This is a genomic window from Pseudoalteromonas sp. BZK2 (assembly GCF_014349195.1).
Taxonomy (GTDB): Bacteria; Pseudomonadota; Gammaproteobacteria; order Enterobacterales; family Alteromonadaceae; genus Pseudoalteromonas; species Pseudoalteromonas simplex.
In genome coordinates this window covers 121,521-136,079 of record NZ_JACSOG010000015.1, presented here as the reverse complement: position 1 = coordinate 136,079, position 14,559 = coordinate 121,521, and the positions used below count along the sequence as shown (strand labels likewise).

12 protein-coding genes and 1 tRNA gene are annotated in these 14,559 nt (G+C 41.2%); 4 read left to right on the top strand and 9 right to left on the bottom strand.

Translation table 11 applies throughout. From position 1 onward, the window contains the following. Positions 1-132: 132 nt before the first annotated feature. The 3 genes from BIZ38_RS11485 to BIZ38_RS11475 all read right to left on the bottom strand — a co-directional run bounded on the left by BIZ38_RS11485 (position 133) and on the right by BIZ38_RS11475 (position 2,090). Positions 133-1,215, bottom strand: a complete 1,083-nt coding sequence (locus BIZ38_RS11485; protein WP_187490305.1) for an endonuclease/exonuclease/phosphatase family protein — start codon at positions 1,213-1,215, stop codon at positions 133-135. A gap of 17 nt (positions 1,216-1,232) precedes the next feature. After that, entirely contained in the window at positions 1,233-1,553 is a 321-nt protein-coding gene (locus BIZ38_RS11480) for a hypothetical protein (RefSeq protein ID WP_187490304.1), read from the bottom strand. A 99-nt stretch (positions 1,554-1,652) separates the two neighbouring features. After that, positions 1,653-2,090 (bottom strand): hypothetical protein, encoded by a 438-nt coding sequence (locus BIZ38_RS11475; protein ID WP_054552621.1) that lies wholly within the window; start codon positions 2,088-2,090, stop codon positions 1,653-1,655. Between the two features lie 251 nt (positions 2,091-2,341). Between BIZ38_RS11475 and rhlP the strand changes: the two genes are divergently transcribed. The 3 genes from rhlP (at position 2,342) to BIZ38_RS11460 (ending at position 6,581) form a co-directional block, all read left to right on the top strand. After that, positions 2,342-3,154 (top strand): rhombotarget lipoprotein, encoded by an 813-nt coding sequence (gene rhlP, locus BIZ38_RS11470; RefSeq protein ID WP_187490303.1) that lies wholly within the window; start codon positions 2,342-2,344, stop codon positions 3,152-3,154. Between the two features lie 88 nt (positions 3,155-3,242). Continuing rightward, the gene (locus tag BIZ38_RS11465) at positions 3,243-5,300 is read left to right on the top strand and encodes a TonB-dependent receptor (RefSeq protein ID WP_054552623.1); all 2,058 of its coding nucleotides are present in this window, start codon (positions 3,243-3,245) and stop codon (positions 5,298-5,300) included. Positions 5,301-5,366: 66 nt separating this feature from the next. After that, positions 5,367-6,581 (top strand): MFS transporter, encoded by a 1,215-nt coding sequence (locus BIZ38_RS11460; RefSeq protein WP_054552624.1) that lies wholly within the window; start codon positions 5,367-5,369, stop codon positions 6,579-6,581. A 14-nt stretch (positions 6,582-6,595) separates the two neighbouring features. Here the strand turns inward: BIZ38_RS11460 and BIZ38_RS11455 are convergent, their stop codons facing one another. From BIZ38_RS11455 to BIZ38_RS11440, 4 genes are all read right to left on the bottom strand, one after another. Continuing rightward, positions 6,596-7,006: a GFA family protein gene (locus tag BIZ38_RS11455; protein WP_187490302.1), complete on the bottom strand. Its 411-nt coding sequence runs from the start codon at positions 7,004-7,006 to the stop codon at positions 6,596-6,598. A gap of 1 nt (position 7,007) precedes the next feature. Further along, positions 7,008-8,021: a fatty acid desaturase gene (locus BIZ38_RS11450; protein WP_054552626.1), complete on the bottom strand. Its 1,014-nt coding sequence runs from the start codon at positions 8,019-8,021 to the stop codon at positions 7,008-7,010. Between the two features lie 47 nt (positions 8,022-8,068). Beyond that, complete coding sequence (locus tag BIZ38_RS11445) at positions 8,069-10,240, bottom strand: putative bifunctional diguanylate cyclase/phosphodiesterase (RefSeq protein ID WP_187490301.1); 2,172 nt, start codon at positions 10,238-10,240, stop codon at positions 8,069-8,071. 871 nt (positions 10,241-11,111) lie between these two features. Then, positions 11,112-11,196 (bottom strand) — tRNA-Leu (locus tag BIZ38_RS11440). Between the two features lie 421 nt (positions 11,197-11,617). On the opposite strand from BIZ38_RS11440, the gene BIZ38_RS11435 reads away from it, so the two are divergent. Further along, positions 11,618-12,118 carry an RDD family protein gene (locus tag BIZ38_RS11435; RefSeq protein WP_054552635.1) on the top strand — a complete coding sequence of 167 codons (501 nt, stop codon included), beginning with the start codon at positions 11,618-11,620 and terminating at the stop codon, positions 12,116-12,118. Between the two features lie 63 nt (positions 12,119-12,181). Here the strand turns inward: BIZ38_RS11435 and lptG are convergent, their stop codons facing one another. Together lptG and lptF are read right to left on the bottom strand one after the other, a co-directional pair. Further along, positions 12,182-13,249 carry an LPS export ABC transporter permease LptG gene (gene lptG / locus BIZ38_RS11430; RefSeq protein WP_054552636.1) on the bottom strand — a complete coding sequence of 356 codons (1,068 nt, stop codon included), beginning with the start codon at positions 13,247-13,249 and terminating at the stop codon, positions 12,182-12,184. Then, positions 13,246-14,358, bottom strand: a complete 1,113-nt coding sequence (lptF, locus tag BIZ38_RS11425) for an LPS export ABC transporter permease LptF (RefSeq protein WP_054552637.1) — start codon at positions 14,356-14,358, stop codon at positions 13,246-13,248. Before lptF ends, lptG begins: the two co-directional genes overlap by 4 nt. Positions 14,359-14,559: the final 201 nt, after the last annotated feature.

Genomic DNA, 14,559 nt, shown 5'->3' with positions numbered 1-14,559 from the left:
TAATTAAGTAGTCTATTTTGAGGCAATAAAACCTCGTTGATAACAAGGCAAAAATTTCGTTATTTAGTTGTTCTAAATGAGAAATTTTTAACGCAGTTAGCGACAGGTTTTATCCCTCAAAATGATTAAGTATTATTGCGGGTTGGTATTAAACATTGGCACTTGTTGCTTCGAGGCTGCTGGCATTTTTAACTCATCCACTGCTTTTTCTTTATCAATCTGCTCTTGTTGTTTTTGGTTGTCAGAATCGGGGTTATAAACAAGCTCTGTAAGAAGTGCAAAATGGTCTGAGCCATACTTTGCCAAACGCTCAATACGCTTAACGCTAAACTCATTACTATGAAAAAGATGATCAAGTGGCCAGCGCATAAAGAAATAACTGGCATGAAAGGTATTAAAAAAGCCGCGGCCTTTACGTGGGTCTAACAAGCCACTAATACGCATAAACAAACGGGTACTTCGCGACCAAGCAACATCATTTAGATCTCCTGCAACAATACAAGGTCGCAGTCTGTTTTTAAGTGCTTTTGCTAAGATAATTAGTTCAGTATCACGCGGCCGTGAGCTGTCTTCTTCCGTGGGGCTCGGAGGTGCAGGATGAATAAAATGCCCTTGAACTTCTACGCCATCTGCATCTTCAAACAAAATATGGATTGAGGGGATATCGCTTTCTATAAGCTCACAAACTTGCTGTTGTTTAATTTTAAACTTGCTGTACAAGTGCATACCATAACGATTATCTTTTGGGCAGTACACTCGATACGGGTATTCTTGCTCTAAACTGCTCAGTTCATTCTGCCAAGTTTGATCAGACTCTAACGTAATGAGTAAGTCTGGTTGGTGCGTGTTAACTAAAGCAATGAGTTTGTCATATTCAGTGTTCGACATCAGTACATTTGCCGACATAATGCGAATACTGTGCTTATCGGTTTTATTGCTTGAAGCAACTTCTTTATTAGCGAGCCTTGTGTAAGGGTAAATCCAGCCAACTTGTAAAAGCAACACGACGATACTCGCCAGAGCACAACCAATATAAGGCGCGGAGCCCGTGCGACTGGTTAAATAGCTTGCAGCAATTAAACTCGCACAAGCAAGGTAAACCACTTGCAAGCGTACAAAGTCACAACTGCGAATTAAATAATGTTGGGAATATGAAAATGGCAAGATTGAGACCACTAGCAGCATGGCCAATAGTGAACCCAATCCATAAGTCATGATCGATTCAAGCAAAACTAGCGGCTCAGAATAGAAATAATTTCTCGGGTGTCTTCCACTAAACGCACGACAGTATCGTCAACTTGAATTGAGATTAGACCATCTCTGTCTCGAGATTTAATCACTTTACCGCGGCGGTAAATATCACGGTCAAGAATATCGCCTTTACGTAATTTCTTATGCCAACCGGGTGGTAAATCGCCACCATTATCAAGTTTCTTTTCAAGGCCAGGTGGTAGACTTTTATCTTTGCCCTTATCCTTGTCTTTATCTTTTGCAAGTGCGCCAGCCGTCACTAGGCTTAAACCTATCACCGCAACTGTTAACAATGCTTTCATGCGAGTGCTCCTTCTATGAGTCCCAATTAAGCGTAGCAAGTTTTTCTGAACTGGGTATGAAACCAGCTAAAAAAAGCCGCTAAGCGGCTTTTGACAGGATTAACGATGGCGAGTAACGATTGATAAAATCTCTCGCGTATCGTGTACTAGATGAATAAGGCGGTCATCGATTTCGATGGCAATAATGCCATTTCGGTCGCGACGTTTAATCACTCGCCCATGACGATATATATCACGGTCAAGAATATCACCATGGTGATAACGCTTATACCAACCAGGTGGTAAGCCACCACCATACCCTACTTTTTTGTATAAACCGGGTGGTAAGTCACGGTAGCTGTAATGGTCGTATCTATCGTAACGATCATGTCTGTCATGATGATGGTGATGTTTGTGGTGTTTTTTATGTTTTTTATGCTTTTTACGTTCGTGCTTATGTTCGTATCTATCGTGGTCACGATCATGTTTCGCGTTTGCTTCCATAGGTATCAAACTCAAACCTAAAACAGCAACTGAGATAGTAATTAATTTATTCATAAAAGAGACCCTCAACGTTTGCTCTTGATAAAAAGCCTAACGTTTTAGCCTGAATCATAGATGAAGGGTTACAATTTAAAAACGTAACTGTTTACATATCAACACATTAGAAAGCTAATCTTTACATTTCTTTAAACTTCTTTGGCACTATTTACGAAAAATCGAGTCTGAGTTACAGTTCCGTTTGAGGCGTTTGTCGTTATATTTGCAACATAAACAAAGGCTTCCTCACAACATAATAAGGATAATTTATGAATGTTCTAAAATGGTGTTTGGTCATTAGTATTACTGCACTAACGGGCTGTAGTGCCATGATGAGCCAATATGGCAATCAAAAAACGCAATCAAGTTCATTGGTTGAGTACCTTTACCCAGACCAACAAGATAGAGCTGCACACCAAGCAACGATTCCAACTTTGAACTTACCAGCCACGGTAGGGATTGCCTTTATTCCTAACAAGTACAATGATGGCTTGCATCATGGTGATGAAGTCGCACTGCTAAATAAAGTTAAAAAGCAGTTTATGCAATATGACTACATAGACCGTATTGAAGTGATCCCAAGTACTTATTTAAAAGGCAGCGAAGGATTTACCGCATTAGAACAAGTATCTCGATTATATGATGTGGATATTATGGCGCTTGTTTCATACGACCAAGTGTCGCAAAGCTTAGAAAATAACGCTGCATTTTTATATCTCACGATTGTTGGTTTATATGTGATTCCGGGCAATGAGAACTCAGTACAAACCTTTGTAGATACTGCCGTATTTGACGTGAAAAGCCGAAAAATGCTGTTTCGCGCGCCAGGTATTCATAAAGCAGAGCAACGCAGTACAGCAATTGGCATCGATGAAGTCGCTAAAGAGCAGTCGCTGGCAAGCTTTAATGGAGCTGTTGATGACATGATCACGAATCTCGATGCTGAATTAGCGCAATTTAAAACCCGCGTAAAAGAAGAAAAAGTAGCTAATGTCACGCACAGAAATGGCAGTAGCGGCAGTAGCTTATTTTGGTTAGTTGCAGTACTGGCAGGTTTTGCCGTACATCGCCGTATTGCATAACAGACAAAGTTATTAAGCGCGAAAGCTTTTACCCATCCTAAAAAGCAGTTACCCTTTGGTTTTTGTTGTACCTAACCAAAGGGTTTTCATGAAGTTGTCGATACTCTCAGTGCTTGTGGGCACCTCATTTTTTAACCAACAAGCCATTGCAAATAATGAACTAGAACATATTACAACGACCGCCTCGCGCAACGAAGTGTTGGCAGATCCATTGCCTGTAGTGGTCAGCAGTATTTCACAGAAGCAACTGGCGCTTATCGCTCCAACTCACATTGAACAAGCCCTTAAACAGGTTGCTGGTGCTAATCTTCAACACGGTAACGGCCAAGAGTATTTACCCGCTTTACGTTCGCCTGTACTTTCTGGCGCAGGTGCCTGCGGTGGCTTACTTACCGCCGAAGATGGTATTCCACTTCGCGCAGCTGGTTTTTGCAACATCAATGAATTATTCGAAGCCCACACTGAAATGGCTGAACGCATCGAAGTACTGAAAGGCCCGGGTTCTGCACTTTATGGTTCAAACGCTGTACATGGTGTAGTCAACGTGATCACTCCAGATACAACCTATAACCACAACCAACTTGGTTTTGATTACGGCTCGTTTGGCTACACCCGCTACAAACTAGGTGCGGGTCGTGATTTTGGTCAACAAGGTTTAGGTATTAATGCCACTATTACTCGAGATACGGGTTATCGTGATGACGAAAGTGTTGACCAAGAAAAGCTCTCGCTACGTCACCGTTTTGATGGCGAAAAACTAAGTGTAAGTACAGGCCTGACTTACACCCATTTAGATCAACAAACAGCTGGCTACATAGAGGGCTTTGAAAGCTACAAGGATAAGCAAATAGCTCAGTCTAATTTTGATCCTGATGCATTTCGTAAAGCCCGCTCTTTGCGTGTTTGGTCAAAGCTAAATTGGACACAAGATGAGGCTAACAGCTTTACCCTTACGCCTTATATCCGCGACCAAGACATGACCTTCTTTAAGCATTTTTTACCGGGTACTCCCCTTGAAGAAAATGCTCAGCAAGGTGTTGGTATACAATCAAGCTGGCAGCACAAGTTAACCGGCTCTAGCCTGTTAACTGTTGGTTTTGATGGTGAACTTACAGATGCTGACTTTTTACAATATCAAGACAGTCCCACTCAAGGCTCAGCATTTTTAGTCGCCACCGTGCCTCAAGGCAAACATTATGATTATCAAGTAACAAGCACCCTATTAGCACCGTTTGTGAACCTTGATTGGCAACTTGATGAGTTACTTATCAGCCTGGGTGGTCGATACGAGCGTATGCGTTATGACTACGACAACCATATGTTGGCTGGCCGCACAAAAGAAGATGGCACAGCATGCGCCATGGGTGGGTGTCGCTATTCTCGACCAGAAAGCGGCGAAAATCGCTTTACTAACTTTTCACCTAAGCTTGGTTTAAGCTATCAATATGCTGAAAACCAGTTTATCTACGCCAATGCTTCAGAAGGTTATCGAGCACCGCAAGCGGCAGAGCTTTATCAGTTGCAACGCGAACAAAATATCGCAGATCTTAAATCTGAAACAGCTAAAAACCTAGAGCTTGGTATAAAAGGTCAACAAGCACAGCTGCATTATGTAGTTAGCATTTATGCAATGAATAAAAAGAACACCATTTTCCGCGACAGTGATTTTTATTACGTCAATGATGGCCAAACTCAGCATCGTGGTGTTGAGCTTGAGTTAGCCTATGCCATAACGCCTAGCTTATCGATGCAGTTAGCCGCGAGCCACGCCAAACATACATACAGTTATGACCAAGTACTCAGCGGGATTAACATCAATGATAATCTTATTGATACTGCTCCTCGTAACATCGCAAACTTGCAGCTACTTTGGCAAGCAAACGACATGACACGTGTTGGTCTTGAGCTACATACCACCAGCAGCTACTTTACTGATCCTGAAAACCAGCATAGTTACCAAGGCCACTCATTAGTAAATTTACGAGCGGCGTGGCAGCTAACAGCTAACCTTAGTGTGACGGCACGAATAAACAATTTAACCGACGAGCGTTACGCAGAGCGTGCTGACTACACTACATTTAGTGGCGACCGATACTTTCCGGGTAGACCGCGCAATGCCATGTTATCAGCAAGTTATCAGTTTTAAATAACCGCATTTTTTGGTGAGCTATCTCATAGTTCACCCACGCTGTTTCGTGTTTTGGTATGATAAATGTACCTCTTGCTATTACTCCTAAACAGCGTGACATCTTCTCAAAATCTAATTCGTAACCTTCTTTTAGTGCTGGGCATTTTTCTTATTGCAGCCAGCTTACGAGCCCCGATCACTGGCATTGCACCGGTACTTGAACAGATCATTGAACAGTTTCAGTTAAATGCATCGCAAGCCGGCATGTTGACGACTTTACCTTTAATCGCGTTTGCCATTGCCTCACCTATGGCGGCAAGTCTTGCTAAAAAGTGTGGCCTTGAAATATCACTGTTTATTGCCCTTGTACTCATAGGTATAGGGGTTGTCTCTCGGGTTATTGATTCTGCCACCGTGCTTTTTATTGGTACCGCAGTAATTGGTGTCGGTATCGCGATTGGTAATGTGTTATTACCAAGCCTAATAAAGCGTGACTTTCCACACAAAGTGGCAGTAATGACGTCGAGTTATGTTTTGGCGATGGGCATATTTGGTGGCAGCTATTCAGCACTCATCATTCCGCTCGCTGAATACAAAGAACTTGGCTGGCAATTGGCGCTTGCCAGTTATGCTTTACTGGTTGTGCTGGCTATTATGGTGTGGTTACCACAACTTAAGCAACATACCATGCCAAAACAGGCATATGTGTCAAACAATACACAAAACAAAATTTGGCACTCTGCACTGGCTTGGCAAATCACCTTATTGCTCGGCTTTAACTCCTTTTTCACTTATATCATGCTTGGTTGGCTACCCAGTATTTTAATAGAAGGTGGCCATAGTGCGCAGCATGCGGGTGCTTTGCAAGGCGCCTTTCAAGTTGCCTCTGCGCTGCCAGGAATTGTGCTTATTCCACTACTTGCCAAATTAAAAGATCAACGCATCTTAACGCTAAGCTTGGCGTTACTTGGCGCGCTTTGTTCTGTTGGATTATTAGTTGCACCTAGTTTTGCGATGCTTTGGTCAGTCACTTTAGGGTTTTGCTCAGGTGCCTGTTTCATCTTGGGCTTATCATTTGTAAGCCTGCGCACTCATGACTCAATGCAAGCCGCTGCGTTATCGGGTATGGCGCAATGTATCGGGTATTTATTGGCTGCCACAGGCCCTATTATTGCGGGCGCCTTACATAGTTATTTCAACAACTGGGCGGGAGCACTTTGGCTGTGTATGGCATCTAGCCTATTGTGTGCTTTATTTGGTTACTTAAGTGGCCGAAATATCACCATCGGCCAGCAATAAATATGAAACCACAGCTATTTAGGGGCGGTTTCAAAGGCACTCATATTACTAAGGTTATCGAGCCAAGGTTTATGTGAGCGATACCAAATATGCGCTTTAGGGATGAGCTCATCAGCTTGCTCTACGGCGCCAATACGTAAGCCATAAATACGCTCACCTGCACCGACAGAAGTCGCGTACAAAGCTGTACCACAATTACCACAAAACCCTTGCGCACGCTGGTTGCCACTTTCAGCTATTTTTATATATTCTTTTGGCTTAGCACCTGTAAAGGTAACTCCATCTGGCACAGACACCACAACCGTACGAAAAGGCGCACCTGAGATAATTTGGCAATCAGTGCAGTGACAGTTTATCACTTTATTTTCATCAACGTTTGCATGGTAATTTACCTCACCACAATGACAACGACCGGTAACCTTCATATTAAACTCCTTGTTGAGATGACAGCTCTTTTACAGGGTAATGATTAGCGTGTTTCAAGCTTTGTAAATCATTAAAACGTACCCCATGCTGAGCCATAATAGGATGTATTTTTTTGCTGATCAATTGTCTGATATAAAAGGGTTGATTCGGCACAAAATGATGGATTGTGTGGGTGCGGCCAAAATCAAAACAGAATAGCTGAAACGGTAAAAACCAACGGCTGGTGATCACATGCGTTTGCTCAAGTAAATTATTTACACCGCCATAATAATGCATTGAAGATGTCACTAAGTTAAGAGAACTCGAACGAATAATATTAGGCACGATAAGTACCACCATTAAAAAATCTGCCATCGCCAATAACTCAGCTCCCCACGGCGGCAATGTAAATGGCTGTACGAACTGCACTGCATAATAAGCAATTACCCCGTAAAGAATCGCAAAATACGCAGTAGCAATCGGAAAGCCCGCATTAAATACACGGAAGAACTTAAAACCACTAATTTCTTTATTAAATCGCTTGGTATTGATTAACAAACCTAGCAAGCCATCAGTAATGACCAAAGCTCTCAACAAGGGCGACTTAATACCATTGCCTACTAAACGCTCTTCTAAATCTTGTGAGGTGCCGGATACTTTATGGTGATGTAAATGAATCTTTCTGCGATACCAAGGGTTCACCGTATTAGGCCGCATAAGCCACACGGTTAACATCATAAAGTTATGTATAAAAGGACGATTACTAAAATACTGCTTATGGATAAGGTCATGCTCAAGCTCATGCGATATTGAGGTAATAAAGGCAGCCAGAATGATGCAAAGCCACGAGGGAATAACCGCTAAGTAATAAAGTGTCGCAACACCGAATAGTGAACACAACGACACCAGCAGAATTACCATCGCAATTTTATTTTGTTGGTTAAGTATAGGGTAACGCGCTCTTAACGACTGCTCTTCGGCCTTAATGGCTGTAACAATCGCCTTGATGTTTTGCTTTGCGGTTAATTTTGACATAGTAAGCTTTTGCTAACTGCTTAATACCAAAATCATACCGTAAATATCTACTGCTCTCGAGAAAATTGCGTTAAAAATGGTATTACATCATTTGCTGGTAATGGCTTAGAAAAGTAATAGCCTTGGATATAATCGCAGCCTGCTTCGGTAAGCACCGCCAATTGCTCGCGCTCTTCAACCCCTTCAGCAACGACCTTAATACCCAATACTCGACTCATTTGGATAATCGATTTAACCAGCGCTTCGTCACCTAAATCAACATGAACTTCATCTATGAAAGACTTATCAAGCTTGAGTACATCAACAGGGAAGCGGCGTAAATAACTAAGAGATGAATAACCGGTACCAAAATCATCCAATGAAATTAAGCAACCCGCCTCTTTTAATTGAGTAAGCACATCGAGATGGTTAGTATTTTCAGGAGCTAAAACACTTTCAGTTAATTCAAAAGAGATTTGTGACGGCTTAACCCCTTGATTGTTGATAATTTCAAGCCATGCATTACGCTCAGGATTAAACTCAGTAAACTCAAATAAAGACCGATTTACGTTAAAAACAACATCGTTATAACCTTGCAGCTCTAACGCTTTTATTTGCTGACAAGTTTTAACCAACACCAGCTCACCAAGTGGAATAATCACTCGAGACTCTTCTGCTAACGGAATAAACTCCGCAGGTGATACCCATTGCCCTTGATTATTCCAACGCACTAAACTCTCGAATTTAGCAACCGTGTTATTTTCTATATCGATAATAGGTTGAAAATAAACTTCAATTTCGTCGTTTTTCACTGCCAAAGTTAGCTGATCTATAAGCAAGTTTTGTGTTTTTATTTTGTTATCCATTTCAGTGCAGAAAAATAAATACTCCGTACCAGCTTGCTTTGCATTGAGAGTTGCAAGCTCAGCTTGTCTTATCAAGCGGCGCGCTATTTTTTCGATTTTATGTTCAGAGGAAGAAATAAAACGTTGCTCAAAACAGCTGATCCCAAGAGTTACATATACTTGCTGGCTAATACCACCAATTGAAAAAGGCTCAACCAACAATGCTGTAATTTGCTTACAAACATGTTCTAGCTCACTAATATGTTGATAGGTTTGTAAAATAGCAAAGCTATCACCATCTATTCGTGAAAAGGCTGATTCTTTAAAACAGCTTTCAAGTCGCTCAGCTAGTTTACATAAAACTTTGTCACCAAATGTTAGGCCATATACCGTATTAATATTCTGAAATTTATCAACATCAAAATAAATTACTGCCAAGTTTGTACCTACTTCATCTTGATATGCAAGAGACGAAATTAAAGTACACAAGTACTCTTTAAAGTAAAAACGATTAGTTAACCCTGTAAGTTGGTCGTGGTTAGCGTGAAAATAAATTTTTCGCTCAGCTTCTTTTTTCTCGGTAATATCTAAAATAAACGCCACATAGCAATCCTCAGCATTATTTTGCATTTTGGTTATTGATAAAAATTGCGTATATAGCTTACCTTGCTTAGTTTTATTGGTAATTTCACCAGACCATTTGCCCTCAGTATTAATCTGATGCCACATAGCTTTATAAAAATGTGGATCATACTGGTTTGAACTTAAAATTTTAGGGTTTTCCCCTAAGACTTCGTCCAGCGAATAGCCCGTCATTTTAGTGAAGGCAGTATTTGCATAGGTAATTTCTACATTGTGGTCGCAGATAAAAATAGCTTCGTGGCTTTGTTCTATTAACTGATTAGAAAAATCTAGCTTAGCAATGAAACGGTCTTTTTCAATTTCACGCTGGATTAAACCTGTAAATAACGAAAAGAAAGATTCGATTGATAACGCATCACTTATTTCATGCTGAAAAAGCGCTACCAGAATGGTATTTGTCTTGCCAGAAATGCTTTGTAATGGCACACCCACATAAGCTTCAATATCCATATCAACAAGCAATTGATCATTAGGGAATAGCTGCTGAACACCTGAGTTGTAACTTGAAACACTGCCACAGCTGACATCATTGCATGGTGTACAGCGAATATCGTAGCTGATGTTTTCAACTATTTCGTCATGCGCAACTAAAGCAATGGTTGTCGCATATAAAGTTGACTCATCGACTTGAGCCAAAAAAACATGCGAAGCACCCAGCACTTCTGATAAAGATAGGCATATTGCATTATAAAAGTTCTCACTTTTAAGATTTGAAATACTTTCAACAATACGCTTTAAATCGTATGTACCCATGTTATGCCACCCAACCGTTTTTTCCGCTAAGAGTCTGACTTAACCTGAACTAAAGACGGTAAATTCTATTATATTAAGCACTTAAACACCATGGTACTCTAGTCGAAAGCGGTTAACTTTCAAACAAATAAGCATACATTTTTCATGGTTATTTCAAAAGTAAGCATAGTTTGAAGTTTACAGGTTATAAATAGAACAAAAGTTATTTTAATCGAGGGTGAATTAGTACTTAGATTTGAGTTATAGGTGTTAGGCTCTGGGTGCTAGGCAAAATCCCCCCTTGGGGCTGAGGGTGGTTTCAAAACCCAACAACCGCACCGCTCGGCTAAAAACTGACAGCTGATGGCTGGTAGCTTTTTCAGACATAAAAAAACCCTAACCAATTGGCTAGGGTTCAAAAGTGGTACCAGTAGGCGGACTTTTACTTGCTTCAGTGCCACGCCCCGCGTGACGCTCAAGTCCGATGACTACTTTTTCAGACATAAAAAAACCCTAACCATTTGGCTAGGGTTCAGAAGTGGTACCAGTAGGCGGACTATTACTTGCTTCAGTGCCATGCCTCGCGTGGCGCTCAAGTCCGCTAACTACTTTTTTCAGGCATAAAAAAACCCTAACCATTTGGCTAGGGTTCAAAAGTGGTACCAGTAGGCGGACTTTTACTTGCTTCAGTGCCACGCCCCGCGTGGCGCTCAAGTCCGATGACTACTTTTTCAGGCATAAAAAAACCCTAACCAATTGGCTAGGGTTCAAAAGTGGTACCAGTAGGCGGACTTTTACTTGCTTCAGTGCCACGCCCCGCGTGGCGCTCAAGTCCGCTAACTACTTTTTTCAGGCATAAAAAAACCCTAACCAATTGGCTAGGGTTAAAAAGTGGTACCAGTAGGCGGACTTGAACCGCCACGCCCGAAGGCAACGGATTTTGAATCCGTCATGTCTACCAATTCCATCATACTGGCTTCATTTTTCTTTAACCTTCTAAACACGAGAAGATAAAGAAAAACCACTTTAGAGCGAAAGCTTTTTTTACTGCTTTTGTCTCTATGCCAAGCATTATACAAAGAATGGGTAAGGCAGCAAGCGTTTTGTGCGGCGTCACTGATCAACCGCACAATAATTAAACAAGTTGTTAACTTTAGAGTGTGTCAGTGCCCACTACCCTACTAGTTTTATAGGTATTGAAATTTTTAAAGCTTGGATGATGAAAGATATGGTGGGTTTCGCTTTAATAAATAGTGATGTTTGCATACTCATTTTGATTATGTAATTAAGGTTAGCAAAGCCAGTTCAGTTCCCAGCATACTAAACAGCCGTTAAGTATTTCTTGTTTGCGAAGGACTTTGCTAAACTACTGCGCAATTTAATTGGATGAGATTGTTTATGTCAGCTGAGTTTCCACGTGCCGGTTTCTGGCGCCGCTTTGCCTCTTTAATTTACGATACCTTGGTTATCATTGCCTTTGCGATGCTGACAACAGTACTCTATTTATTAGCTATTCAAGGGCTTATTTCTTTAGAGTTACTTAGCATTGGTGACGCCGAAGATGTCTCTGCTTTCATTCAAAATTCACCCTTACTATACGGTATCCGTAGCGCATTATTAGTAATAGTGAGTATCAGTTTCTTTAGTTACTTTTGGGCTAAAAGCGGCCAAACAATTGGTATGCGCGCGTGGCGTTTGAAGGTGCAAACCCTCGATGGCCATTTAATTAGCTGGCATCAAGGTGCACTTAGAGCCATTACTGCACTATTAGGTTTAGGTAACTTAGTGGTGTTGGTCGATTTTAAAAATAAACGCGCATTGCAAGATTACATTGCAAAAACTGAAGTGATCACTTTAACTAAAGAAGAAAACAAACGTATTTATCGTTCACTTGATTAAAGGCAAATCAAGTATAAAAAAAGCGTGGTTCAAACCACGCTTTTTTATGATTTAAAACGAATTTTACACCCGTTTATTCAACAGGTATGTTGCAAACCCAATAAACAACAGACTTGGTAACACAGCACCAACCACTGCAGGAATTTGGTAAACCATTACCACAGGACCAAATATCTCATTGGTTAAGTGGAAAGTAATACCAGTTATAACACCCATGATGATACGTGCGCCCATGGTTACTGTGCGAAGTGGTCCGAATATAAACGACAGAGCAACTAACAACATAACGGCGATGGATACTGGCTGCATGATTTTGCGCCATAGCGCCAACTCATAGGTGCTAGTATCTTGTTCATTTTGCTGTAAATAACCTAAATAAGACCAAAGCCCAGTAAACGACAACGATTCGGGCTTAACTGATACAACGCCTAATTTTTCAGCAGTCAGCTGCGAGTCGTAGAACTCTTCTTTGTATTGCTCAGTCGTGATCTGCTCTGGCGTGATCATGACTTTATTTACATCACGAAGTAACCAGCCATCTTTACGATTTAATGCTTCTTCTGCCTTGGTAATTTGCGTAAGTTGCAACGATTTATCAAAGTGATACATATGCACGCCACGTAAAGTACCTTGCTGATCGACATCTTCAATATTAATAAAGTTACTACCATCTTTCGCCCACACACCTTGCTTAGCATTAAATACATCACCACCATAAATCGCTTGGTTACGTATTTCTTTTGCTTTGAGCTGTGCTTCTGGGGCGCCCCATTCACCTAGCGCCATCATACAAATAGCCATAAACATCGCGGTTTTCATGACAGAGACAATAATTTGCAAACGTGACATACCCGCCGCTTGCATAACAACCAACTCACTATTTGATGCCAATGCGCCTAGACCTGTTAAGCCACCAATCAATGCTGCCATTGGGAAGAAGATAACTAAATCACCTGGCATGCTATACAGGGTGTAAATCAACGCTGTTGCAATATCGTAGCTACCACGACCAACTGATTTTAACTGCTCAATAAACTTAATGAGGGTACTGATACCTACCAGCACCATTAAAGCAAAACCGGTTGTTTGAATTATGCTGCGACCTAAATACCAGTCGAGTGTTTTCATCATGCGCTTAACTCCCGCTTAGTCACAACTGCCTTTAACCATGCGCCGAGCGGACGACCTTTAATAATCAAGAAACCACCAATAAACAAGGCTGATAAATGGATCCACCATAAGCCAATTGAAGGCGGTATTTTTCCATCTTCAACAGCAAACTTAGCGGCATTCAACAAAATGAAATACCCTAAATACAAGCTAATTGCGGGCACTAATTTAGCGAATTTACCTTGGCGCGGATTCACCACACTCAGAGGCACCGCGAGTAAAGTTAATAATGGAATTGAAAGTGGAATAGCTAAACGCCACTGCCACTGTGCAATGGCTTCAGAGGTTTTCATTTTCAATAAATCAAGGGTTGGAATTGCTTCTAACTTACGGCGCTGGTGCTCTATTTCTTGATCTTGAATTTGTACACTGTAACCATCGAACTCAGTTAAGTTCAAAGCAGCAGACTCGCCGTCTGTTTCGTAACGCTTACCATCATTAAGAACAAGTTGCTGTTCACCGTTATCTTGTTCAATCACCACACCACGCTCTGCATACACTAAACGGGCTAAGTCACCTTTTTCACGATCAGGTAACTGCGCAACAAATACCTTGTGTAGCTCTTTACCACTGTTTTCAATGTTGTGAATAAAAACGACCGCTTTTTCGTTACCTGTTTGCTGGAAACGCCCAGCACGTAATGCCGATAAGCCAGCATCGGCTTTTGCTTGTTCTTTTAATTGATATTCTTGCTCACTGGCCCATGGTGCGACATAAAGAGTTAGGGCACCAGCTAAAATAGCCATGGCAGTACTTGAGATAAGCGTTACCCGAACTACGTACCACTCACTGACACCGCAGGCTCTGAAAACTGTCATTTCGCTGTCAGCATAAATGCGACTGTACGCCAAAATAATACCCAAGAAGATACTCAAAGGCAGGATAAGTGAAGCAAGTTGAGGAAGTTTTAGCGCAATCATCGAAAGCACAAGTTTAGCTGGAAGACCCCCTTCAGAGGCGTCTCCTAAAATAACAACAAACTTTTGAGACACAAAAATAGTCATCAAAGTTAAAAATACGGCGACCTGCGACTTGAAGACTTCAGTGGTCAAATAACGAAAAATTAGCAATGCTCGCCCCTGTTAAACATCGAGTTTCACTGGAATAGTAAGGATTTTTGAGTAAACTAGTTATTTTACTCACTTTATTATATGTCATCAGTGTCAAATATCATACCTAGCAAGCGCATATAATCTTGCATTAATGGTACAGATGACATCTATTATGTGATATTGATATTCACATTAAGATAAAGTTCAAAAACACATAAA

Coding starts and splice junctions, on each gene's coding strand:
- lptG (WP_054552636.1), bottom strand. CDS start 13,249: ATGATGAAAACACTCGACTGGTATTTAGGTCGCAGCATAATTCAAACA.
- BIZ38_RS11465 (WP_054552623.1), top strand. CDS start 3,243: ATGAAGTTGTCGATACTCTCAGTGCTTGTGGGCACCTCATTTTTTAAC.
- rhlP (WP_187490303.1), top strand. CDS start 2,342: ATGAATGTTCTAAAATGGTGTTTGGTCATTAGTATTACTGCACTAACG.
- BIZ38_RS11445 (WP_187490301.1), bottom strand. CDS start 10,240: ATGGGTACATACGATTTAAAGCGTATTGTTGAAAGTATTTCAAATCTT.
- BIZ38_RS11485 (WP_187490305.1), bottom strand. CDS start 1,215: ATGACTTATGGATTGGGTTCACTATTGGCCATGCTGCTAGTGGTCTCA.
- BIZ38_RS11450 (WP_054552626.1), bottom strand. CDS start 8,021: ATGTCAAAATTAACCGCAAAGCAAAACATCAAGGCGATTGTTACAGCC.
- BIZ38_RS11480 (WP_187490304.1), bottom strand. CDS start 1,553: ATGAAAGCATTGTTAACAGTTGCGGTGATAGGTTTAAGCCTAGTGACG.
- BIZ38_RS11455 (WP_187490302.1), bottom strand. CDS start 7,006: ATGAAGGTTACCGGTCGTTGTCATTGTGGTGAGGTAAATTACCATGCA.
- BIZ38_RS11475 (WP_054552621.1), bottom strand. CDS start 2,090: ATGAATAAATTAATTACTATCTCAGTTGCTGTTTTAGGTTTGAGTTTG.
- BIZ38_RS11435 (WP_054552635.1), top strand. CDS start 11,618: ATGTCAGCTGAGTTTCCACGTGCCGGTTTCTGGCGCCGCTTTGCCTCT.
- BIZ38_RS11460 (WP_054552624.1), top strand. CDS start 5,367: ATGTACCTCTTGCTATTACTCCTAAACAGCGTGACATCTTCTCAAAAT.